Raw genomic sequence first — 22,325 nt, 5'->3', positions numbered from 1 at the left:
CCTCATCGGCGGCCGTTTTCATTTGGCGCAGGGAACATGAGGCGTCAGGCGTAGTCGCTGCCGCCGTCGTCTCCCCCGCCGAAATCGCTGTCGTCGGCAACGTCCACATTGCCGTAGCCGCTGTTATCGTCGTTGTTGTCGCGGTCGTTCGAGGCCTGGTCGAGCAAGCCCTGGCGGGAATCCCGGTTCGAGCCGATGTCGTCGAGGCCGGCGTCGCGCGCGAGCGAGCCGCCGGACTGGTCGCTCCCGCTCCAGGGGCCGCCACGGTCGCCGAGCGCGTTGGTGTCGCCGAACGCCTGCTGGTGCGATCCGCCCATCATGCCGCGAATGCTGGAGAGCAGCAGGGAGCCACCGACGACGCCGGCTGCGGCTGCCGCCGCGGTGCCGAGGAACGAGCCGCCGCCACCGCCGACCGGCATGGGGCCGTAGCCCTGACCGGGACCTTGGCCGTAAACCGGCTGGCCGTAACCGGGCTGGGGCTGCTGCATCGCCTGGCCGCTGTTCCAGACCGGCCGTGAGTCCCGTGGCGGCACGTTCGGAACCGAGCCGCGCGACGGGCCCCCGCCGAACAGCGTGTCGCGCATGCTATCTAGGAAGCCGCCAGACTGCGCTGGCTCGGGGGCGTGCGCCGCCTCCAGCTCCTGGATGCGGGCATGGGCCCGTTTCAGCGCTTCGTCCTGCAGCAACACGGTCTGCGCCAGCGCATAGACCGCGCCGGGGGCCTTGCGCAGGCCGTCGGAGATCGCGGCGACCGCGTCGGGATCGCGCGGTGCATTTTCCAGTTTCGAAAGCCGGTCGAAAAGCTCGTCGACGAGCTGGCGTTCCTGCGGCGTCATGGTCAGTCTCCCTCGCGCAAAACAAGCGCAAGGCAGATGTAGGGTTCCATTGTGGCCCCAACAGTGCCGGGCGGATTAAATTTCGGTATGCGACAAGCTGCCTCGCGGGACGCTTTCCACCGGTCTCATCCCAGCGTGACGCCGCTGTCCGTCAGCAGGCGCGCAAAGGCTTCACTGGCGAGATAAGCGTGCTCGCGTTCGCGGACATCCGTCATCGGGTCGAGGCCGGCGAGGGTGTCGTCGACGAAGCCGGGATGGCACATCACGAGGCCGCCATCGGGCAGGCCTTCCAGGAACTGTCGCATCAACCCACCGAAATCGGCCGCGCGCGTAAAATCATAGGCGCCGGCGAAGCCGGGATTGAAGTTGAGGCCCGCGCTGCCGGCGCGGCGGCGGAATTGCGCGCTGAGGATATCGAGCACCACGGCTTTTGGCGAGGCGAGCCGCTGCTTCAGCGGCAGGTCACGGCCGCCCTGGCGCACCCAGGCTTTGGGCGCGATCTCACTGACCGCATCGACAAAGCCGTCGCGCACCTGCGGAAAGAGCTGCACATGCTGATGGCCGTCGACGAAATCGGGCGTGCGCCCGAACGCTTCCGCGAACGCCCCGAGCTGCGCCTTCACCTCGTTGCGAAAGAATTCGCGGTCGAGCCTTCGCATCAGGCCCGCGCGCAGCAATTTCGGAAACGGGAGAAACATGTCGCCGTCGAGCGGGCGGAAATGCATGGTCAAGGGCCGGAACGGCGCCGACAGCGTCACGTGCAATCCAATCGCGCAGCGTGGGCTCGTCTTCACCGAAGCTTGCAGCGCCTCGACCTCGCTGCGCTCGATTGCAGGTCCCACCATCATCACTGACGTCGCGTTGAGGCGGCCGCGTTCGATCAGGTCGCGGATGGCGCGGTTGACGCCGGGGCTGATGCCGTAATCGTCGGCGCAGAGCCAGATTCGCCGCAGGCTCGCGGCCGCGCTCATTCGGCCGCCGTCCTGCTCGGCGCGTCGTCGGCCTTCTCACCTTCGAAACGCTTCTCGCTGTGCTCGGCGACGAAGTAGATCGGGCGGGCCTTCAGCTCGGACAGGATCTTGCCGATATATTCGCCGACGATGCCGATCATGATGAGCTGCACGCCGCCGATCGTCATCAGGCCGATCACGAGCGAGGGATAGCCGGGCACCTGCTTGCCGGTGGTCAGGACCTCCCAGAGGATCGAGAGGCCGAACAGGAAGGCGCCGCTGGCCAGGATCACGCCGAGCAGGCTGGCGAAGCGCAGCGGCGCCACCGAGAACGAGGTTACGCCTTCGATCGAAAGACCAAGCAGACGCGCGGCACTGAAGGTCGTCACGCCATGGGTGCGCGGCGCCGGCTCGTAGTCGACGCGGATTTGGCGGAAGCCGATCCAGCTCGCGAGACCCTTGAAGAAGCGGTTGCGCTCCGGCAGTTGCCTGAGGGCTGCGACAGCGCGCGGCGACAGCAAGCGGAAGTCGCCGGCGTCCTCCGGAATCTTCTGGCGGGCGCCCCAATTGATCAGCGCGTAGAAGCCGCGCCCGGCGAGCCGCCGCAGGAAAGGCTCGTTGTCGCGATGCGCCTTGGCGGTATAGACCACGTCGTAGCCGTCATCGATCCAGTGCCGCACGAGCTGTTCGACGAGGGCCGGCGGATGCTGGCCATCGCCGTCCATGAACAGCACCGCGCCGAGCCGGGCATGGTCGAGGCCGGCCATCAGCGCCGCCTCCTTGCCGAAATTGCGCGACAGCGAAACCACCTGGACGTCGACTGCATCGGCCGGCAGCGAACGGGCGATCGACAGCGTCGCGTCCGCGCTGCCATCGTCGACATAGACGACTTCGCAGGCGAGGCGATAACGCTGCCGCAGGGTCTTTGCGAGATCGCAGACGCGCTGGTGCAGGGAGGCTAGTCCCGCCGCCTCGTTGTAGACGGGGACGACAATCGACAGTCCCTTCGCGGCGGCGCTCGCCGCGGTGGCCGTCAGGCCGGAAAGGTCAGAGCCCAGCGTCATCGATCGAGGTTCCAGAGGCGTTCAGGTTTTCTTGCAAGGTCATCTCAACAGCATATGGTAGCTGCCGTTTGCTGTCGCTACGCTGAACGAAACCGCTCAACAAACTTTGGGCTCACTGCCGCAGGAACGCCTCGAGCCTGGCGAACAGCGGGTTGTCCCGGTCGAACACGTAGTCCAGCGACACCACCGAGACGGTCTCGGCGCCATGCTCGCGCAGGAAGCTCGCCAGCGCGTAGAGCTGGCCCGGCGGGCAGTGCAGCGTGAGCATGCCCGACGAGGTCGGCCCGCCGAACGGGGCTTGGACGCCGAAGCGCTCGTGGGCCTCGGTGAGCAGGGCTTCGTCGCATTGCCGGAAGCGGGTGCGGACCTCGCGATATTTGTTGGCCCGCGCCCTTGCTGCGATGTGATCAAGGATGATTCGTGCGGTCTCGCGTGCCTGCGGCGACCAGTCGGCCTCCTTCGAGGCGACCAGATTGGCCTGGCTGCGCAGGATCACGCCGTCGTCGAGCACCCGCAATCCATTGGCGGCGAGCGTCGCGCCGGTCGTGGTGATGTCGACGATCAGCTCGGCGGCGCCGGCCGCCGGCGCGCCTTCAGTCGCGCCGGTGCTTTCGACGATGCGGTAATCGGTGATGCCCTGGCTCTGGAAGAAAGCGCGGGTGAGGTTGATGAACTTGGTCGCGACCCGCATCCGCATGTGATGCTGCTCGCGGAAGCCGGTGGTGACGTCGTCGAGGTCGGCCATGGTGCGGACGTCGATCCAGGCTTGCGGCACCGCGACGACGACGTCGGCATAGCCGAAGCCGAGCCCTTCGATCAGCGACACGCGCCTGTCGGCATCCGCGATGGTCTCGCGCACAAGGTCTTCGCCGGTGACGCCGAGATGCGCAGAACCGCGGGACAATTGCGAGGCGATCTCGCTCGCCGAGAGATAGGCGATTTCGACATTGTCGAGGCCTGGGATCGTGCCGCGATAGTCGCGCGCGCCGCCGGCCTTCGACAGCTTGAGGCCTGCGCGGGCGAAGAAGGCTTCGGTGTTTTCCTGCAGGCGGCCCTTGGAGGGAACGGCCAGAACGAATGGCGCGCTCATGACTTAAGCTCCCACCTTGCGGCCGATCCCGGTCAGCGCGTCCACCCAGACCGAGAAGCCGACCGCGGGGATCGGCGCGACTGAACCGAGCTGGGTCATCAGCCCGTCATAGCGGCCGCCGGCCACCAGCGGCTCGGCGCCGTTGCCGCGGTGATGCAGCTCGAATTCGAAGCCGGTGTAATAGTCGAGCCCGCGTCCGAACGCGGTCGAGAAGCGCGTCTGTTTCACGTCGATGCCGCGCGCCGCCATGAAGCCGACCCGGCTTTCGAACTGGTCGACCGCAGCGGTCAGATCGAGCTTGGCATCATTGGTGAGGGCGCGCAGCGCGGCGACGGCCTCGTCGGGATTCCCTGAGATCGACAGGAAACGCTTTAGCACGGCGATCGCCTCGCGCGGCAGCGCGCCGCCCTTCAACGTCGATTGCTCGAGGAAGCGGTCGGCGATCTCGGCCGTGGTGCGGCCGCCGACATTGGTGGTGCCGGCGATCGACATCAGATCGGTGACGAAGGCCAGCGCCGCCTTGCGGTCGGAGCCGGCGAGTGCTGCCAGCACGCCTTCATATTCGCTGCGGGTCGCGGTGGTCGCGGCCGCCAGCCGCTCCAGATCCTGCTCCAGGCTGATCTTGCGGTTGAAATCCTTGACCAGACGGCGGCGCCAGACCGGATAAAGGTCGAGCGCGTCGAGCAGCGCATTGAACAACGCCACGTCGCCGGTCCGGATCTCGACATCGCGGACGCCGAAGGCCGCGGTGGCCTCCAGCGCCAGCGCCAGCATTTCGGCGTCGGCCGCGGCGCGGTCCTGGCGGCCGAACGATTCGATTCCGGCCTGCAGAAACTCGCTGGTCTGGCCGCTGCGGTAGCGGAACACCGGACCGAGATAGCTGAACCCGGCCGGCTGGCCGGCGCGGCTGGAGGTGAGGTAATCGCGGGCAACGGGAATGGTCAGGTCCGGGCGCAGGCAGAGCTCTTCGCCGGACAGGTCGGTGGTCAAATACAGGCTCTTGCGGATGTCCTCGCCGGAGAGATCCAGGAACGGCTCGGCCGGTTGCAGGATGGCGGGCTCGGCCCTGACATAGCCGGCCTGCGCGAACGACAGCAGCAGCGTGTCCGCCCAGGCGGCGGAGCCGGCAGCATTTGGGGTGGCAGTCGCGGTCATCTCGGGGGTCCATCGTCCCGGCGGAACCGGGCAGGGCAGGAAGGAACAGGAATTGGCGCAGGCCTTAGCATGGCCCGATAGTGGTTTCGACCTCCAAAGGATCAATCGCTTAACGGTCGGCCAATGCCGGGATCAGGTGCTCTGGCCGCTCCAATCGCCCAGCACGGCCTGTACCAGCGCCAGCGCAGCCACCGCGGCCGTGTCGGCGCGCATGATCCGGGGTCCCAGCGCCAGCCGCAGGATTTTCGGCTGGCGCAGCAGCAGCGCACGTTCTTCCTCGGCAAAGCCGCCTTCGGGGCCGATCAGCACGTCGATGCCCTCGGCCTCACGCGCGCCTTGCAGGCTCTGAATGGGGTTTTCGACCTCCGCCGCCTCGTCGCAGAAGATCAGCAGGCGGCCTGCGGCGCGCTGGCTGAGGAAGCGGTCCAGCGGCACCGGCTCGGCGACAGTGGCAATGCTGAGGATGCCGCATTGCTCGGCTGCCTCGACGACGTTGGCGCGCATCCGCTCTGTATTGACCCGGGAGGCCTGGGTGAACCGGGTCAGGACCGGCTGAAGCGTGGCGGCGCCCATCTCGATGGCCTTCTGAACCATGTAATCGAGCCGGGCATGCTTGAGCGGGGCGAAGACGTAAGCGAGGTCGGGCAGCCGGTCCTGGGGCCGGGTCTGCTGGAGGATCACCAGGCCGTCCGGCCGCTTACGGCCTTCAATGGCGGCCTGCCACTCGCCGTCGCGGCCGTTGAACGCCAAAACCTCGGCCCCGGCGGCGAGCCGCAGCACATTGCCGAGATAGTTGCTCTGGTCGCGGTCGAGCTCGACCCTGCCGTCCTGGGCAAGGGGGGCGTCGACGAACAGGCGGGGGCCGCGGAAATCGTGGGAGGGCATCGCTCGAAGGTCCGATTTGCGCCGTTCTTAACCGAAAGCAGTACTTTCGGGGTAAATATTGCCAAATTGGTGCGTCGGCGCGCCGCGCTCTTGCCCTATTCGACGGGTTGTTAAGGGCCGGCGGGAATCGTAAAATGCGAACACGCTGGTTGCGCTTCAATTGGGAAGACGCCGAACCCCGTTAGCTCCTGCCGGAGAGACTGCCTTGATGATCCGTCATCTGATGGTTCCGATCACTGCCGCCATGGTCGCCGTCCCTATGGTTGTCATGGGTGCCGCGGGCGCCTATGCGCAAAGCGCCTTCCCGGCGCCGCTGCCCGGCCAGGCCCCAACCAGTTCCGCGTTTCCGCCCGTGAACGGCGCCGCGCCGACCGCCTCCGTCGGCGGCGCGCCGCAGTCGTCCTTCCCCGTGAACGGCGCTGCGCCCGTCGGTGGCGGTGGCGGCGCTTTCAGCGCGGCCCCACCGACGCAGGGCGGTCCCGGCGAGGACTGCATGAAGGCCTTCATGCCCCTGCGCGAGGAAGCCGAAAAGCGCGGCAAGCTGATCAAGGCCGCGAGCGACCGTCATGCCGCGCCGGACGAGGCCTGCAAGCTGATCCGCAACTTCAGCCAGGCTGAAGTCAAGATGATCAAGTACATCGAGTCCAACGCCGCCAAATGCGGAATCCCGCCGAATGTCGGCGCGCAGATGAAGGACGGCCACAAGAACACCGAGGCCATGACGACGAAGGTCTGCAACGTTGCGCAGCAGATGCAGAACCAGCCGCGCGGTCCGGTCGGGCCGTCGCTGAGCGAAGTGCTGGGTTCGGGCTCGGCGCCCGAGGCCAATGCCGGCAAGAAGGGCGGCAGCACCTTCGACACACTCAACGGCAACGTCCTGACCCGATGAGCGACGCGTCCGCCCGGGTTGCCGATTCCACCGGCAACTGGGTCGATACGCGCGCGCCGCAATGGGCGCGGCCCTATCTGCGGCTGTCGCGCTTCGATCGTCCGATCGGCTCCTGGCTCCTGTTGATGCCGTGCTGGTGGTCGGCAGCGCTCGCCGCCGGCATGGCGCACGATGTTCGGCGCCTGCCGCTCACCATCGTCCTGTTCTTCATCGGCGCCTTCGCGATGCGCGGGGCGGGCTGCGCCTGGAACGACATCACCGACCGCGACCTCGACGACAAGGTCGAGCGCACCCGCTCGCGGCCGCTGCCGTCGGGGCAACTCACCGTGAAGCAGGCGCTGGCCTTCCTGGTCGCTCTGGCGCTCGTCGGGCTCGTCGTGCTGCTTCAGTTCAACCGCTTTGCCGTCGTGACCGGCATCGCCTCGCTCGTGGTCGTCGCCGTCTATCCCTTCATGAAGCGGGTCACCTGGTGGCCGCAGGTTTTCCTCGGGCTCGCTTTCTCCTGGGGCGCGCTGATGGGCTTCGCTGTCACCTTCGGCCGCATCGACGTCACGGCGCTGGTGCTCTATGCCGGTTCGATTGCCTGGGTGATCGGCTATGACACGATCTATGCGCATCAGGACGCCGAGGACGACGCGCTGATCGGCGTCAAGTCCACCGCGCGCCTGTTCGGCGCGCATACGCACCAGGCGCTGATCCTGTTCTATGGCCTTGCGGTAATGCTGATCGGCGTGGCGATTGCGTCGGGCGATGCGCGCTGGCCGGCCTGGCTCGGGCTTGCCGCCTTCGCCATGCATCTGGCGTGGCAGATCGCGCGGCTCAGGATCGACGATCCCGAACTCTGCAAGCGCCTGTTCTATTCGAACAAATATGCGGGAGCGCTGCTGTTTGCAGGGTTGCTCGTGGATGCCGTGATGCGGGCGGCCTAGTTCCTCGCGATGATCTCGCGCTCTTCGCGATGAACCGACAGCTCGCGCGCGATGCCGGCGCGGCGGCGCATCAGGAATTTTGGACGGCGGGCGCGGATCGCGTTGGCGCGGCGACGGCGGGCTGCGGGTCTGCGTGCACCTTCGTCGAGTTGCGGAAGCGCGAACAGCTCGCTCCAGATCGCCCAAGCTTCAGTGAGTTCGTCGCCATCGGCGCTGACCAGCAGCGGAACGGAGAGCGAGGGGTCGCGATGCACGAGGACGAGGGTCTGCGCCTCGTCGGTGCCGCGCAGCGCGACGCCTGTGAAGTCGCTGACGCGGACGTTGATCGCCATCCGCATGCCGCGGACGGCACGGCGCAGCACGACGCGTTCGCGATGAAGCTCGATCTGCCTGGTGTAGCCGTCGGCGCGCGGATCATGCGCATCGAAGCGGACCGGAAGGGAAAGGGGGTCGAGCCGCAAGCTGCGGCTCGACCCGGCGGGAGCGATCCCGCTTGTTGCTGTTTGACGCCTCACGGCTTTAGTTCTCCCCCGCCAGGATTATGTTCCCGGTCGATGCGAGGACCTTAGCGCGGGCCTTTCCGAAACCGCTTAAAAAGGCTGGTTAACCCACCGTCACTGCGGCTCATGATTGACAAGACCTTGGCACGCATGATTGACGAGACGTTGCGCGCAAGGTGCGAATCTGAGCTTTTGGTGGGCTGAAAATGCTTGAAGTCCGCGCTATCAGGGCACATCTGTGGGTTCCGGTCCCGAACCTCGCCCCAACAGGATTTCGTTTGTGAACCCTTCACCAAGCTCGACGCTTTCGCCCAAGGATTCGCCCACAGCCAATCGCGACCTGTTCGACCAGTCCGCGCTCTCCGATCTCGCGCAGCGGCTGGTGGAGGCTGCCAAACGCGCCGGCGCGGATGCGGCCGATGCGGTCGCTGTGCGGGGCGTCTCGCAAGGCGTCGAGGTGCGCGATGGCCGCGTCGAGGAATCCGAGCGTTCGGAGGGCGACGATGTCGGCCTGCGCGTGCTGGTCGGCCGGCGCCAGGCGGTGGTCTCGACCAACGACGCCAGTGGCGATGCCGTGACCAAGCTTGCCGAACGCGCGGTCGCGATGGCGCGCGTCGCACCCGACGACAAATATGTCGGCCTTGCCGATCCGGCGCTGCTCGCGCGCGACTTCCCCGATCTCGACCTGCTCGATCCCGACGTGCCCGCGACCCCGGAGCTCGAGCGCCGCGCGCTCGAAGCCGAGGCTGCGGCGCTCGGCGTGAAGGGCGTGACCAAATCCGGCGGCGCCTCGGCTTCCGCCGGGATGGGCGGCATGGTGCTCGTCACCAGCACCGGCTTCCACGGCTCTTATCTGCGTTCCAGCCAGGGCATCTCGGCGACCGCGATCGTTGGCGAAGGCACCGGCATGGAGCGCGATTACGATTTCACCTCGGCGCCGCATGGTGCCGATCTGTTGTCGCCCGAGATTGTCGGACGTTCCGCCGGCGAGCGCACGGTGGCGCGCGCCAATCCGCGCAAGGTCGAGACCTGCAAGGTGCCTGTGGTATTCGATCCGCGCGTCGCGGGCTCGCTGGTCGGCCATGTCGTCGGTGCCATCAACGGCGCCTCGATCGCGCGCAAGACCAGCTTCCTCAAGGACAAGCTCGGCCAGCAGCTGTTCTCGAAAAACATCCGCATCATCGATGATCCCCTGCGCAAGCGCGGCCTGCGTTCGCAGACGTTTGATGCCGAGGGCGTGGCTGTGAAGAAGATCGCGCTGATCGACGAAGGCGTGCTGACGACCTGGCTGCTCGACTGCGCCACCGCGCGCGAGCTCGGCCTCACCACCACGGGCCATGCCCATCGCGGCGTCTCCTCCTCGCCCTCACCCGGGGCTTACAATCTGCATCTCGAACCCGGCACGCCGACGCCGGCCGAGCTGATCGCCGACATCAAGCAGGGTTTCTACGTCACCGATTTGATCGGCTCGGGCGTCAATGGCGTCACCGGCGATTACAGCCGCGGCGCCTCCGGCTTCTGGATCGAGAACGGCGAGCTCACTTATCCCGTCAGCGAGGTGACGATCGCAGGCCATTTGTTCGAGATCTTCAAGTCGATGCAGCCGGCGAACAATCTCGAGTTCCGCTACGGCGTCAATGCGCCGACGGTGCGCATCGAGGGTTTGACGCTTGGCGGACGCTGACGCGCAACCCCTGGACGCGACCATCCTGACGCGCGATGCGGCGCTGCTGAGAGATACGGTGCGGGAGGCGGGGGCGCTCGCGCGCTCGATGTTCCGCACCGAGCTGAAGAAATGGACCAAGGGCGCGTCCTCGCCGGTCTCCGAAGCCGACATCGCCGTCAACGATCTGCTCGAAGCGCGCCTGCGCGCAGCGACGCCCGATTATGGCTGGCTGTCGGAGGAGAGCGCCGACGACGCGGTGCGGCTGTCGCGGCGGCTGACCTGGGTCGTCGATCCCATCGACGGCACCCGCAACTACCTCAATGGTCATGACGAATGGTGCGTCAGCGTCGCACTGGTCGAGGATGCCTCGCCGGTGCTGGGGGCAGTGTTCGCGCCGACCAGCGACGAGTTCTTCTTCGCGGCCCGCGGGCAGGGCACGACGCTGAACGAGAAGCTGGTGCGGGCGACGAGCGGATCCGAGCTCGACTTCGCCCGCGTCGCGGGCCCGAAGCCCCTGGTCGAGCGCTTGAAGCCGTCGCTGGGCGAGATCAAGCTGCATCCGCGAATCGGTTCGCTGGCGCTGCGGCTGTGCCGGGTCGCCCATGGTGCGCTGGATGCGGCGTTTGCGGGAGGCAACAGCCATGATTGGGACCTTGCGGCGGCCGATTTGATCGTGCAGGAAGCGGATGGTAGGATGAGCGACCTCTCCGGAGATCCCATCCTCTATAACCGCCGGGAAGTAACGCACGGGGTGCTGGTGGCAGCGGGGCGCGATCGTCATGCGGACATTGTCGCGCATTTCCGAAATCGTCCCTTGCCGTGAAGCGCTTCGTCGTGCTTGTCGAACACTGCTTTGCCGGGCAGCCCGTTAGGAACCGAAGCCATGCCAGATAGCGCCCCGCAACAATTGCTTCATCTCGTGATTGGAGGCGAACTGCTCGATCTCGAGCACAACACCTTCAAGAATCTCGACGATGTCGAAATCGTCGGTCTCTATCCGAACTATGCGTCCGCCCACGTCGCCTGGCGCGCCAAGGCGCAGAGCACGGTCGACAACGCGCAGATGCGCTATTTCATCGTCCATCTCCATCGGCTGCTCGACCCGAATCAAGAACCGGCGCGTTGAAAAAGCTGCTTCGCGACGCGCTGCGAAGCAGCTTCGTTCAGCGTGCCGTCGGGGTCCTGGCGGCCGAATATCTGCGTCTGGTCTGGCGGACCAACAGATTCACGTTCGATCCGCCTGACGTCTATGACCGCGTCGAGCCGCAGATCCCGGCGATCTTCGCCTTCTGGCACGGCCAGCATTTCCTCACCCCCTTCATCAAGAACAAGGACTCCTACAAGGCCAGGGTCCTGATTTCCCGTCACCGCGACGGCGAGTTTAACGCGATTGCCGCCGAGCGGCTCGGCATCGGCACCATCCGCGGGTCCGGCGACCATGGCGGCGCGTTTCACCGCAAGGGCGGCGTCGGCGCCTTCAAGGAAATGGTGCGGACGCTCGAGGACGGTTGTAATGTCGCGCTGACCGCCGATGTTCCCAAGCGCTCGCGCGTGGCCGGGCTCGGCATCATCATGCTGGCACGGGAATCGGGGCGGCCGATCATGCCTTTTGCGATGGCGACCAGCCGCTTCGTCCGGCTCAAGAACTGGGACCGTACCACCATCAATTTGCCGTTCGGGCGGGGCGCGTTGGTCGGCATCAAGGAAATCCACGTTCCGCCCGATGCCGACGCCGCCGCCATGGAAGCGTTGCGGCTCGAGCTGGAAGAAACCTTGAACGAGGCGACCCGCCGCGCCTATGCGCAGCTCGGCCGCCCGGGACCTGCAGATGCCTAAATCGCTGCCCGGCTCGCTGCCGATGACGCTGCGGATGTATCGGCGCCTGGCGCGCGGCCTGGTGCCGCTTGCGCCCGTGCTGATCAAGCGGCGCCTGAAACAGGGCAAGGAAGATCCCGCGCGGGTCGGCGAGCGGCGAGGCCTGTCCCGGGACGTCCGGCCGCACGGCCCGCTGGTCTGGATTCACGGCGCCAGCGTCGGCGAGGTGCTGGCCGCGGCCGCGCTGATCGAGCGACTGCGGGATCTGAACCTGCGCATTCTGCTCACCTCCGGCACGGTCACCTCGGCCGCCGTCGTGGCAAAACGCTTTCCGCCCGACGTCATCCATCAATACGTGCCGTATGATTCCCCGCGTTATGTCGCGCGCTTCCTCGACCATTGGAAGCCGTCGCTGGCGCTGTTCATCGAATCCGATCTGTGGCCGAACCTGATCCTGGCGGGTGCGGCGCGCCGCGTGCCGATGGTGCTGATCAACGGACGGATGTCGCCGCGCTCCTTCCCGCGCTGGCGCCGCATGCAGGGCACCATCTCGGCGCTGCTGTCGCGCTTCGACATCTGCCTCGCGCAGTCGAAGCTGGATGCCGAACGTTTCTCGGCGCTTGGCGGCCGCGACGTTCTCACCACGGGCAATCTCAAGCTCGACGTGCCGGCGCCGCCGGCCGATCCCGCCAGGCTCGAACGGCTGATGGCGATGACGCGCGGGCGGCCGATCATCGTCGCGGCCTCGACCCATCCGGGCGAGGAGGAAATGCTGGTGGCGGCGCATCGCAGCCTCTCCGGCTTCTTCCCGCAGCTTCTGACCGTGATCGTGCCGCGGCATCCGGATCGCGGCTCCCAGATATCAGGCATGATCACCGCCTCGGGCCTGAAGCCGGGCCTGCGCTCGCGCGACGAACTGCCGTCAGCTACGACCGACGTCTATGTCGCCGACACCATGGGCGAGCTCGGCCTGTTCTACCGCCTCTCGCCAATCGTGTTCATGGGCGGGTCGCTGATCCGCCATGGCGGCCAGAATCCGATCGAGGCGATCAAGCTCGGCGCGGCCATCGTCCACGGTCCGCACGTCTTCAACTTCGCCGATGTCTACGCGGCGCTCGATCACGGCGGCGGCGCGCGCCAGGCCGACACGCAGGAGGCGCTGGTCAAGCAGCTCGGGCAGTTGCTGGCCGATCCGGCGGTGCGCGACAAGATGCAGCGCGCAGGCCACGGCGTGGTCGAGGATCTCGGCGGCGCGCTCAACCGCACCATGACCGCGCTCGAGCCCTATCTGTTGCAGTTGCGGATCGAGATGGGGGCCGCCAATGCGTGAGCCGGCCTTCTGGTACCGGCCACGTTCCCTGGAGTCGCAGGCATTGGGGCCGCTGGGTGCGCTCTACGGCGCGATCACCGGACGACGCATGCTGCGCGAGGGCGTGGACGCCGGCATCCCCGTGATCTGCGTCGGCAACTACCATGTCGGGGGCGCCGGCAAGACGCCGACCGTGCTGGCGCTGACCGGGCTCTTGCGCGAGCTCGGCGAGACGCCGGTGGTGCTCAGCCGCGGCTATGGCGGCAGTCTCAAGGGCCCGGTAATGGTCGACCGGATGCGTCACACCGCGTCCGACATCGGCGACGAGCCGCTGATGATGGCGCGCGACGTCCCTGTTGCGGTCGCGCGCGACCGCCTCGACGGCGTCGTGCTGGCGAAGTCGCAAGGCGCCACCGTGATCCTGATGGATGACGGTTTCCAGAACCCGCGCCTGCTCAAGGACACCTCGTTGATCGTGATCGACAGCGAGCGCGGCATCGGTAACGGCAAGGTCTTTCCGGCCGGCCCCCTGCGTGCGCCGCTGAAGGCGCAGCTCGCGCGCACCGACGCGCTGGTGCTGATCGGCGACGGCCGTGCCGCGAACGATGTCGCGGCCGAGCTTGCCAAGCGCAACAAGCCCGAGCTGCGCGCACGGCTGAGACCCGACGCCGAGTCGGTCGCAAGACTGTCGGGCAAGCCGGTGTTCGCGTTCGCCGGCATTGGCGATCCCGAACGCTTCTTCCGCACCCTGCGTGCCTGCGGCGTCGCAGTCGCGCGCACGCGCCCCTTCGCCGATCATCACATGTTTTCAAACGACGAGATCGCAGCTCTCGTAGCCGGGGCGCAGCGCGAGCAGCTCACGCTGGTGACGACGGAAAAGGATCTCGCGCGCCTGCGCGGCCGCGACGACGTCCCCGACGGCATCGTGCCGTTCGCCGTGCAACTCGAGTTCGATGACCCGGCAACGCTCCGGCAATTGATCAGCGACCATCTCTACAAGGCGCGCGAGCGGCGGTTTTCAAGGCGCTGATTTCGCCGCCGGCGCTGATCTCGTAGGGTGGGCAAAGCGCCGCGTGCCCACCAACGCTGTTTTCCACCGTCGAACGTCGAATTGGTGGGCACGCTTGCGCTTTGCCCACCCTACGGCAGTTCGCCATTCAGGCGACATTCATCGCACATTTCATATCCCTCAGGATCAGGAGAATGCGATGAAATTGCCCTCTGCCGCCGTTGCCGCCAGCCTTGCGTGTCTGATCATTGCGCCCGTGTTTGCACAGACGACGCCGCCGGCGGCTCCCGCCACCGTGCCGGTCCCCGCGACCAAGCGCGTGACGTGCCTCGCGACGACGCAAAATCTCAAGGGGCAGGACAAGCGCGACCAGATGCAGCTCTGCATGGCGCAGGCGCGGGTCGATTGCCTGAAGCAGGCGATCGATCAGAAGATCGCCGGCGAGCCGCGCAAGAATTTCATCAAGACCTGCGTGGGCGCGAATGGCGCTGAGCAGCAATAGCCACGCGCCCGCGCCCTTACGACTGCGGCTTCGGCGCGTCGGGGTAGTGTCGCTGCAGCACGGCGGCGGGCGTGGCGTAGGCTTCCTGCAGGTCCACGCTCCAGTACTTCAACTCGTCGAGCGGGATGCGCGTGTCGGTGATCGCGCAGCGCACGAAGGTCCCCGGCGAGATCACACGGAAATCGCCGTCGAGATATTGCACCTGCGCTTCGCCATTGGCCGAGGGGCCGAACTTGTTCAGCACGGTCGAAAGTCTCCGTGGAAGGCCTCTCCGTGGGAAACCCTGGAGGGCACGATGTGTTGGACGGGATGTAGCATAGATAGGGTGGCTTGTCCGCCCGGTAAACCCACCGGTTTGTGATGTTTTGCCGCCGTTTTCGCGTGATAGTGCTGGGACGAAGATCCAACGGCAGAGTCCGATGCGCCTTCCGTTAACCGCCCTGTTCCTGACGCTGCTGATGTCGGCCGCGCACGCTTCGCCGGTGCCGCAGCAGGTCGAGATTCCGCTGGCGTCCGGCGTGCTGCATGCGCAGCTCTACAAGCCCGAGGGCACGGGGCCGTTTCCGACCGTGATCGCGCTGCATGGTTGCGGCGGGCTCGGCGGCCATTCCGATTCCGTCCTGCCGCGCTATCGCGACTGGGCCGAGCGGCTCTTGAAGGCCGGCAATGCCGTGCTGCTCCCTGACAGCTACGGCTCGCGCGAGCTCGGGCCGCAATGCCGCGTCAAGGAGATGCGCGTCAAGGCGCGTCGCGAACGCGTTGCCGACGTCGCGGCGTCGCGGGGCTGGCTGATGAAGCAGGCATGGGTGGCGCGCGACCGCATCAGCCTGATGGGCTGGGCCAACGGCGCGAGCGCGCTGCTCTGGGCCGTGCGCCCGCAGGGCGCGGCGCGCGATGTCGGCCCGGATTTCCGCGCCGCGATCGCGTTCTATCCGGACTGCAGGATTTCAGCTGGGCTGGGCTGGAGCACACGAGTCCCGACCCTGGTGCTGATCGGCGCCGATGACGACGTCTCGTCGCCGACGGCCTGCCGCCAGATGGTCGAGGCCGCCCATGGCCGCAGCGCGCTCGCGCGCATCGTGGTCTATCCCGGCGCCTATCACGATTTCGACCGCGCCAACACGCCGCTGCACGCGCTCGCCGGCAGCACCGACGCTTCTACACCCGAACATGGCCATCTCGGCACCGATGCGATGGCGCGCGCGGAATCGCAGAAAGAGGTCACGGAGTGGCTGGCGCGGTAGGCTTGGGATGAGGGCTCGCCGCGCCGTAGCTCGTGAGAGCGAAGGCGGGGCCGCCCGAGGAACAACAGCGGACAGCCCCGCATCGACCACCGCCCTGCACGGACATTGATGGCCGACCGTGACTCTACGGATCGCCTGCTGATGCGGTTTCAAAAGGGGACGACGCCATCATTCGACCACGATGTCGATTAAACGCATCTCCATGCGCAACCGCTACGTCCTGCTCTCCTCCGCACTGATCGTCTTCACCGTCGCGATCTTCCTGTTCGAGGCCCATCTGTTCGAGGTCCATGCCGGCGCGCCGCAGCTCGCGCCGGATCATTGCGGCTTCTGGACCACGATCGACGCGGGATTGTCCTGCCGGTAGGTGACGGTCTCTCTTCCAGCGTCGTCCCGGCGAAGGCCGGGACCCATACCGCGTGATCCATCGATGCGAATGGTAGGAGTACCGAGCGACGGGTCGTCGCCAAACTCCTCCCTGTGGTTATGGGTCCTGGCTTTCGCCAGGACGACGGCGAGTGTGTGGCACGTGCATGCCAAGCACTCACTGTCATCGCCCGGCTTGACCGGGCGATCCAGTATTCCGAGGCGTCTGTAGTTCATCGAGAGGCCGCGGTGTACTGGATTCCCCGCTCCAGTGCGCAATTGCGCACAAGGCGGGGAATGACAGAGAGCGCCGTCCGTCGCGCCTCTAAAACAAATTACCCTGATCCACCGGCTTGGCCACGCGCTTCGGCGCAGGCTTGGCGTCTTGCGCGGCGGGCCTCGGCTGTGCCGGCGCACGCTTCGCCGCGGGCGCAGGCCGATCCGCATCCGCGGTCGCGCCGACACGGCCATCCGCGAACTCGATCTCGACGCGCGCGCCGGGCCCGATCGCGTCGGCCGCATGCAGCGGGTGCCCGGCTTCATCGCGCACCAGCGCAAAGCCGCGCGCGAGCACGCCGCGATAGGACAGAGCCGACAGCAGCTTGCCGCTGTTCTCGACGCGGGCATCCAACCGTTGCAACAGCGTGACCAGCGCACGGCCCGCGCGCTCGCCAAGTCGCTGCGTGCGCTCCCGCTGGCGCGCAAGCGCGTTGCGCTGCGCCTGCGCATTGGAGAGCTTTGAGGCACGCAGGCGCACCTCCAGCCCCGCAAAGCGGTCGCGCCGCCGCCGCAGCAGCGCGCGTGCGGAAAGCCCCAGCCGCTCGCCGCACACGGTGAGACGATGATCGGCCTGCGAGATCTGCCCGTGCAGCACCCGCAGCGTCAGCTTGGCGCCGGCCGCGGTGAACCTGCGGAAATGCGCGTGCGTGTTGGCCTTGAGCCCGCGGGGCAGGGACGCGCCCGCGGAATCCAGCCGCTGCCGCGGGATTGCGAGCAGATCGCCCGCCGCCGGCAGTGCGCGCGCGGCGGCGCGCAGCTCGCTGCGGCGGCTCTCATGGGCGCGCAGCCAATAGGCGTGGGTGCGCCGCCCGAGATCGGCGACCTCGACGAAGAGATCGCTGCGCACCGGCACCGCCATCTCGGCCGCCGCCGTCGGCGTCGGCGCGCGCTTGTCGGCGACGAAATCGATCAGCGTGATGTCGGTCTCATGCCCCACGGCCGAGATCAGCGGGATCATGCTCTCGGCCGCGGCACGGACCACGATCTCCTCGTTGAACGACCAGAGATCCTCCAGCGAGCCGCCGCCGCGCGCGACGATCAGCACGTCGGGCCGCGGAATCTTGCCGCCCTCGGGCAGCGCGTTGAAGCCGCGGATCGCGGCCGCGACCTGCTCTGCCGAGCCTTCGCCCTGAACTTTCACCGGCCACACCAGCACGTGGCGGGGAAAGCGGTCCTCCAGCCGATGCAGGATGTCGCGGATGACGGCGCCGGTCGGCGAGGTCACGACGCCGATCACCTCCGGCAGCCACGGCAGCAGCTGCTTGCGCGCTTCGTCGAACAGGCCTTCGGCGGCGAGCTTCCGCTTGCGCTCCTCCATCAGCGCCATCAGGGCGCCGATGCCGGCCGGCTCCAGCGCCTCGATCACGATCTGGTATTTCGAGGAGCCCGGATAGGTCGTGAGCTTGCCGGTGGCGATGACCTCGAGCCCCTCCTGGGGCTTGAAGCGCATGCGGCCGTGCACGCCCTTCCAGATCACCGCCTCGATCTTGGCGCTCTCGTCCTTGAGCGCGAAATAGCAATGGCCGGAGGAATGCGCCCCGCGGAAGCCGGAGATCTCGCCGCGGACCCGGACGTGGCCATAGGTGTCCTCCACCGTCCGTTTCAGGGACTGCGAGAGCTCGGAAACGGTGAATTCGGGGGTGTTGAGCAGAGGCTCTGCAGTCGGCATCGGCAAACGATTCGGCATTTTGGGGTCAGACCCGACGTTAAGGATTTTCGCCGCGCGGCGCCAATCCGGGGATTGACCAGAAGAGTACTCTGTACTATAGAGTTATCTATATTTGATTAGTTTGAGGGGAGTAGATCATGGCAATCCGACTGCTACGCGGCGTTTTGAGCGGACTGAAATGGGCCTTGTGTGCGGTCGGCGGTGTCGCGCTGATCCTGGCCGCGATGATCGCAACGCCGCTGGAGCGACCGCCGGAGATGCGATCGGTCTCCGACTCCGCCAAGGGCATCGACTGGTCCACGCTGCCGGCCCTGGAGCGCTTTCAGGCCCGCGACGGCACCTGGATCGGTTTCCGCCACTACGCCCCCATTGGAGCCGCGACGGGCCGTGGCGCGATCTTCATCCACGGCTCCTCTGGCTCCAGCGGCACCGTCAATCATGCGCTGACCCATGCGATCGCCGCGCGCGGGGTGGAGACCTGGGCGCTCGACATCCGCGGCCATGGCGGCTCCGGCACGCACGGCGACATCGGCTATGTCGGCCAGCTCGAGGACGACCTCGTCGATTTCGTCGTACAAATCCGCAAGACCGCGCCGGAGCTGCCGCTCACTTTGATCGGCCATTCCGCCGGCGCCGGCTTCTCGCTGCGCGTCGCCGCGACGCCGATCATGCAGGACATGTTCGTGCGCACGGTGCTGCTGGCGCCCTACCTCGGCTATGACGCGCCGACCAACCGGCCGGACTCCGGCGGTTGGGCCAAGGCGGACATTCCGCGCTTCCTTGGGTTAGCAGCGCTGCGCAAGCTCGGCATCGACTGCTGCGCGCAGCTCCCGACGCTGGCCTTCGCGGTCCCGCCGAACTTCGACAAGATCCTCGTCTCCACCTATTCCGACCGCCTGATGCGCAATTTCGCGACGCGCGGCTATCGCATCGATCTTGCGGCGGCGACCCACCCGCTGACGATCTTCGGCGGCGCCGAGGACGAGATGATGATCTCGGACAAATACGCGGAGACCGTGCAGGCCATCAAACCGTCGGTCGACGTCAGGATCATCGACGGCATCAACCACATGGGCATCGTCACCAACCCGAAGGCGATCTCGATCATCGCCGACGATGTGGCAACGCGCGGGGCGGGGCAGTCATGATGCGATCCATTGGTGGAACGGCAATCGCATATGAGAGCGAACGATGGAGCGGCATCGGCGGTAGGCTCCCTCCCCCGGTTGCGGGGGAGGGTTGGGGAGAGGGCTGTCTCCGCACTGGAATCGTCGAGACTTGCGGAGAAAACCCCAGAGTGGTGAGAGCCCTCACCCGCCGCGCGCGGGACGATGCTGGCGCATCGCCCGGGGCGCGTCGGCCTCTCCCGCAAGCGGGAGAGGCGGGAGCAAGCCGCGCAGTCCGCCTGAAACCCATATGCGATGGCCCTGCATTTGCCGGCAAGCCGTGGGGGCTCCCATGAAAAACCTGTTCGAAGCCGGAAAACTGCTGCTGCTCGATATGGCGGCGACGCTGTTCTTTCTCGTGCTCTATCTGCTGACCCACAATGTGACCCTGTCGGTCGTGCTCGGCATGATGCTGGGCCTGGCCCAGATCGGTTGGCAATTCGCGCGTCGCAAGCCGGTCGATACCATGCAATGGATGAGCCTGTTTCTGGTGCTCGGCGCCGGCACGGTCACGCTGATCACCGACGATCCGCGCTTCATGATGACCAAGCCGAGCGTCATCTACGTCATCGTGGGCGTCGTGATGCTGAAGCGGGGATGGCTCAATCGCTATCTCCCGCCGATTGCGGTCGAGCTGGTGCCGGACGTCGCCGTCATTGTCGGCTATGCGTGGTCAGGCTTGATGTTCTTCTCGGCGGCGCTGAACCTGATCGTGGCCCTCAATTTCGACGTTGGAACGTGGTCGGCGACCATGTCGATCTATGGCATCGTCAGCAAGGCTGCGATGTTCCTGATCAGTTATACGGTCATTCGCGCATTTGCCGTTGCACGCAAACGGCGTCTCGCCGGCGTTCGGCCGCGCGATGCCGCGCCGATGCCAAGTTGATTGGGGGGTGACATGATTGACAGCAAGCAAGCCACGGATGCGCTGGCTGACATCGACGATACCGTTCGCCGTCTGCGGCAGTCGCTAATCTACCGGTTCACCAGCACCATCATGTTGATGTGGGGAGTTCTCGTCTTCGCAGGCAACATCTCGGGCTGGCTCTGGCCTCGCTATGGGCTTTATTTCTGGATCGCAGTCTATGTCCTGGCGACGGCCGGCCTCTTCGCGATCAGCGCGCGCAATTATGCGCAATCCCGCATTCGCACCTTCGACCGCCGTTATATGCTGACGCTGCTGTTCATCGTCACCTTCGGCATCTTCTGCTGCGTCTTCGGCCAATTCTCACCGCGCCAGCAGACCACGTTCTGGCCGGTCTACATCATGATGTTCTACATGATCGCCGGCGCGTGGTTCGGCTATGCCTTCATCGTCATCGGCGCTTCGATCATCGCTCTGACGCTGATCGGCTATGTCTACATCCCCGGGCTTCCGTTCCTGTTGTGGATGGCGGTCGTCAATGGCGGCGGGCTGGTCGTCGGCGGCCTCTGGATGCGGCGGATCTAATGGCCGAGCTCGACGACATCATTCACCAGCCGTTGCGGCTGAAGATCATGGCGGCGCTGAACGCACTGCCGGCCACCGGAGGCTTGGAGTTTTCCCGGCTGAAAAAGCTCACCGGCGCCACCGACGGCAATCTCGGCGCGCATATCGAGACGCTGGCGAAGGCGGGGTATGTGTCGGTGGAGAAAGCCTTTGTCGGCAAGAAGCCGCAAACCACAGTCACCGCCACCGCCACCGGCCGCGGCGCCTTCGCACGCCATGTGGCGACGTTGCAGGAGATTATTGCGGGGAGGCAAGTGTAGGCCCCTAGGCAAGAACGGTGCATCTGGGTACGTCCTGCCAACAAGCATTTTCAGCGTTGATAAATCACACGAATTTCTGCGCGGGAAACTTGCTTTCGTAGCAGGGTTTTGTATTTCGCAAAAGCTGCTTCACGCAAGTCGTGGTAGAAGAAGCTTCCGCAACACAGTGGGAAGTAGATCGATGCCAGACAATTCAAAACAAACACCGCGCCCGGCGATCCGCGAACGCACAGCCGACAGCATGAGCAACCTAAACCTGCGTTCTGCCTTAGAAGCGAGGGCAGACGGCTTGAGCAATGGCAATCTCTTGGCCGCACTCCAAAAGACCCGTACTGAAGCTCCCGCAAAGTCACCGGATCAGCAGGCTAAAAGTCCCGCCCCCATGGTCTCCAAAGAGCGAGGTAGTTAGGGCATCGGTGGTAAGCTTCGGGCTTCCCTACCGTGATTCGGAGAGCGCAATGTTCAAGGTTCGGGGTTTTGGTGGCGAGCTAGGAAGTGTACGCGGGGTAAGTGGCATTCAGGGTGGCGTGAGCACTGCAAACTTGCGAGAGGCGTTACTGGAAAAAGGTCTCTCGAACGCGAACGTGGCCGCGGCGTTAGCGCAAGTCGCCACCCCGACACCGTCCGCACCGGCATCTCCGCCTGCCGAACCAGCGACAAGCGCCGCACCTACAAAGGCTGGAAACGGCTCGTAAGTGCCGATAGCGGATTACGTTCCGTACGCTCAGATTGCCAGCAGTTTCGCTGCTGCTATTGGCCTTTGTCTTACTGCGACGGGATTGTTGCTGACAGCACGGCAGCTTTCCAGAACGCGTTCGGTTGCCGCTCTCCAAAGCCTGCAGGAATTCTACAAGGCAACGAATGAGAGGGAAGCTGCACTGGCCGAAGCGCCAGGTGACAAACGGCACGCGTTCATTGAGTTTATGAACTTTCTCGAGGTCTATTCTGCGGCGGCTAACGAAGGCCTGCTGACTGGCGTGACCTTGGAAATCGTCAACGACAAGCTGATCGATTCCATCGTACTACTGAAGAAGCTCAACCATTGGCACAGCGCAATCAGTGAATCGGTCACAGGGCCGTCGACCTATCGGCACCTCTGCAAATTCGTTAGCCGACACAAAGCGGCCATCGGCGCGTGCTCGGAAAGTGCGCCCAACTAGGCGGCAAACGAACGCAGCGTCGACGGAATTACGGTGACACCCATTAGCCGGCCGTTCGTCAAGTGGCGCAGATCTTTTTTTTGGCAGCGCGAG

The 22,325-nt window shown here is 65.9% G+C and carries 25 protein-coding genes; 16 read left to right on the top strand and 9 right to left on the bottom strand.

Features of this window, described 5'->3' with window-relative positions; all coding sequences use genetic code 11:
- Positions 1 to 44: 44 nt before the first annotated feature.
- From IVB31_RS13950 to IVB31_RS13925, 6 genes are all read right to left on the bottom strand, one after another.
- Positions 45 to 836 (bottom strand): DUF2076 domain-containing protein, encoded by a 792-nt coding sequence (locus IVB31_RS13950; protein ID WP_247323046.1) that lies wholly within the window; start codon positions 834 to 836, stop codon positions 45 to 47.
- A 125-nt stretch (positions 837 to 961) separates the two neighbouring features.
- On the bottom strand, positions 962 to 1,807 hold the full coding sequence (locus IVB31_RS13945) for a ChbG/HpnK family deacetylase (RefSeq protein WP_247323044.1): 846 nt from the start codon (positions 1,805 to 1,807) through the stop codon (positions 962 to 964).
- Positions 1,804 to 2,850 carry a glycosyltransferase family 2 protein gene (locus IVB31_RS13940; protein ID WP_247323042.1) on the bottom strand — a complete coding sequence of 349 codons (1,047 nt, stop codon included), beginning with the start codon at positions 2,848 to 2,850 and terminating at the stop codon, positions 1,804 to 1,806. Before IVB31_RS13940 ends, IVB31_RS13945 begins: the two co-directional genes overlap by 4 nt.
- Positions 2,851 to 2,962: 112 nt before the next feature.
- The gene (gene hisG, locus IVB31_RS13935; RefSeq protein WP_247323041.1) at positions 2,963 to 3,940 is read right to left on the bottom strand and encodes an ATP phosphoribosyltransferase; all 978 of its coding nucleotides are present in this window, start codon (positions 3,938 to 3,940) and stop codon (positions 2,963 to 2,965) included.
- A 3-nt stretch (positions 3,941 to 3,943) separates the two neighbouring features.
- Positions 3,944 to 5,095: an ATP phosphoribosyltransferase regulatory subunit gene (locus tag IVB31_RS13930; protein ID WP_247323038.1), complete on the bottom strand. Its 1,152-nt coding sequence runs from the start codon at positions 5,093 to 5,095 to the stop codon at positions 3,944 to 3,946.
- 132 nt (positions 5,096 to 5,227) lie between these two features.
- Positions 5,228 to 5,980 carry a 16S rRNA (uracil(1498)-N(3))-methyltransferase gene (locus tag IVB31_RS13925; protein WP_247323036.1) on the bottom strand — a complete coding sequence of 251 codons (753 nt, stop codon included), beginning with the start codon at positions 5,978 to 5,980 and terminating at the stop codon, positions 5,228 to 5,230.
- A gap of 208 nt (positions 5,981 to 6,188) precedes the next feature.
- Between IVB31_RS13925 and IVB31_RS13920 the strand changes: the two genes are divergently transcribed.
- Both IVB31_RS13920 and ubiA read left to right on the top strand, forming a co-directional pair.
- Complete coding sequence (locus IVB31_RS13920) at positions 6,189 to 6,869, top strand: hypothetical protein (RefSeq protein WP_247323684.1); 681 nt, start codon at positions 6,189 to 6,191, stop codon at positions 6,867 to 6,869.
- Positions 6,866 to 7,798, top strand: a complete 933-nt coding sequence (gene ubiA, locus IVB31_RS13915) for a 4-hydroxybenzoate octaprenyltransferase (protein WP_247323034.1) — start codon at positions 6,866 to 6,868, stop codon at positions 7,796 to 7,798. The genes IVB31_RS13920 and ubiA overlap by 4 nt, the downstream gene beginning before the upstream one ends.
- Here ubiA and IVB31_RS13910 read toward each other — a convergent pair.
- Positions 7,795 to 8,313 carry a DUF6101 family protein gene (locus IVB31_RS13910; protein ID WP_247323032.1) on the bottom strand — a complete coding sequence of 173 codons (519 nt, stop codon included), beginning with the start codon at positions 8,311 to 8,313 and terminating at the stop codon, positions 7,795 to 7,797. The genes ubiA and IVB31_RS13910 overlap by 4 nt on opposite strands.
- Positions 8,314 to 8,578: 265 nt before the next feature.
- On the opposite strand from IVB31_RS13910, the gene IVB31_RS13905 reads away from it, so the two are divergent.
- From IVB31_RS13905 to IVB31_RS13875, 7 genes are all read left to right on the top strand, one after another.
- The gene (locus IVB31_RS13905) at positions 8,579 to 9,982 is read left to right on the top strand and encodes a TldD/PmbA family protein (protein ID WP_247323030.1); all 1,404 of its coding nucleotides are present in this window, start codon (positions 8,579 to 8,581) and stop codon (positions 9,980 to 9,982) included.
- The gene (locus tag IVB31_RS13900; RefSeq protein ID WP_247323028.1) at positions 9,969 to 10,787 is read left to right on the top strand and encodes a 3'(2'),5'-bisphosphate nucleotidase CysQ; all 819 of its coding nucleotides are present in this window, start codon (positions 9,969 to 9,971) and stop codon (positions 10,785 to 10,787) included. The genes IVB31_RS13905 and IVB31_RS13900 overlap by 14 nt, the downstream gene beginning before the upstream one ends.
- A 60-nt stretch (positions 10,788 to 10,847) precedes the next feature.
- On the top strand, positions 10,848 to 11,090 hold the full coding sequence (locus IVB31_RS13895) for a DUF4170 domain-containing protein (protein WP_014491932.1): 243 nt from the start codon (positions 10,848 to 10,850) through the stop codon (positions 11,088 to 11,090).
- Positions 11,087 to 11,800 (top strand): lysophospholipid acyltransferase family protein, encoded by a 714-nt coding sequence (locus IVB31_RS13890; protein ID WP_247323026.1) that lies wholly within the window; start codon positions 11,087 to 11,089, stop codon positions 11,798 to 11,800. The genes IVB31_RS13895 and IVB31_RS13890 overlap by 4 nt, the downstream gene beginning before the upstream one ends.
- Positions 11,763 to 13,109, top strand: a complete 1,347-nt coding sequence (locus tag IVB31_RS13885) for a 3-deoxy-D-manno-octulosonic acid transferase (protein WP_247323024.1) — start codon at positions 11,763 to 11,765, stop codon at positions 13,107 to 13,109. Before IVB31_RS13890 ends, IVB31_RS13885 begins: the two co-directional genes overlap by 38 nt.
- Entirely contained in the window at positions 13,102 to 14,118 is a 1,017-nt protein-coding gene (gene lpxK / locus IVB31_RS13880; protein ID WP_247323021.1) for a tetraacyldisaccharide 4'-kinase, read from the top strand. Before IVB31_RS13885 ends, lpxK begins: the two co-directional genes overlap by 8 nt.
- A gap of 178 nt (positions 14,119 to 14,296) precedes the next feature.
- A complete protein-coding gene (locus tag IVB31_RS13875; protein ID WP_247323009.1) occupies positions 14,297 to 14,599 on the top strand; it encodes a hypothetical protein in 303 nt (100 codons plus the stop codon).
- A gap of 16 nt (positions 14,600 to 14,615) precedes the next feature.
- Here IVB31_RS13875 and IVB31_RS13870 read toward each other — a convergent pair whose 3' ends face one another.
- Positions 14,616 to 14,843 carry a DUF2093 domain-containing protein gene (locus IVB31_RS13870; RefSeq protein WP_247323007.1) on the bottom strand — a complete coding sequence of 76 codons (228 nt, stop codon included), beginning with the start codon at positions 14,841 to 14,843 and terminating at the stop codon, positions 14,616 to 14,618.
- A 175-nt stretch (positions 14,844 to 15,018) separates the two neighbouring features.
- Here IVB31_RS13870 and IVB31_RS13865 point away from each other — a divergent pair, with 175 nt between their 5' ends.
- Complete coding sequence (locus IVB31_RS13865) at positions 15,019 to 15,843, top strand: dienelactone hydrolase family protein (protein ID WP_247323002.1); 825 nt, start codon at positions 15,019 to 15,021, stop codon at positions 15,841 to 15,843.
- A gap of 181 nt (positions 15,844 to 16,024) precedes the next feature.
- Positions 16,025 to 16,210, top strand: a complete 186-nt coding sequence (locus IVB31_RS13860; RefSeq protein WP_247323000.1) for a hypothetical protein — start codon at positions 16,025 to 16,027, stop codon at positions 16,208 to 16,210.
- 324 nt (positions 16,211 to 16,534) lie between these two features.
- Here IVB31_RS13860 and xseA read toward each other — a convergent pair whose 3' ends face one another.
- A complete protein-coding gene (gene xseA / locus IVB31_RS13855) occupies positions 16,535 to 18,157 on the bottom strand; it encodes an exodeoxyribonuclease VII large subunit (RefSeq protein WP_247323682.1) in 1,623 nt (540 codons plus the stop codon).
- A gap of 137 nt (positions 18,158 to 18,294) precedes the next feature.
- Between xseA and IVB31_RS13850 the strand changes: the two genes are divergently transcribed.
- From IVB31_RS13850 to IVB31_RS13830, 5 genes are all read left to right on the top strand, one after another.
- Positions 18,295 to 19,305 (top strand): alpha/beta hydrolase, encoded by a 1,011-nt coding sequence (locus tag IVB31_RS13850; RefSeq protein WP_247322999.1) that lies wholly within the window; start codon positions 18,295 to 18,297, stop codon positions 19,303 to 19,305.
- Positions 19,306 to 19,615: 310 nt separating this feature from the next.
- Positions 19,616 to 20,209 (top strand): septation protein IspZ, encoded by a 594-nt coding sequence (locus IVB31_RS13845; RefSeq protein WP_247322997.1) that lies wholly within the window; start codon positions 19,616 to 19,618, stop codon positions 20,207 to 20,209.
- A gap of 12 nt (positions 20,210 to 20,221) precedes the next feature.
- Positions 20,222 to 20,773 carry a hypothetical protein gene (locus IVB31_RS13840; RefSeq protein WP_247322987.1) on the top strand — a complete coding sequence of 184 codons (552 nt, stop codon included), beginning with the start codon at positions 20,222 to 20,224 and terminating at the stop codon, positions 20,771 to 20,773.
- Complete coding sequence (locus IVB31_RS13835; RefSeq protein ID WP_247322985.1) at positions 20,773 to 21,072, top strand: transcriptional regulator; 300 nt, start codon at positions 20,773 to 20,775, stop codon at positions 21,070 to 21,072. Before IVB31_RS13840 ends, IVB31_RS13835 begins: the two co-directional genes overlap by 1 nt.
- Positions 21,073 to 21,767: 695 nt before the next feature.
- Positions 21,768 to 22,232, top strand: a complete 465-nt coding sequence (locus tag IVB31_RS13830) for a hypothetical protein (RefSeq protein WP_247322983.1) — start codon at positions 21,768 to 21,770, stop codon at positions 22,230 to 22,232.
- Positions 22,233 to 22,325 lie beyond the last annotated feature (93 nt).

Source organism: Bradyrhizobium sp. 21 (assembly GCF_023073335.1).
GTDB lineage: Bacteria > Pseudomonadota > Alphaproteobacteria > Rhizobiales > Xanthobacteraceae > Bradyrhizobium.
This window is presented reverse-complemented; position numbering and strand designations above follow the sequence as displayed.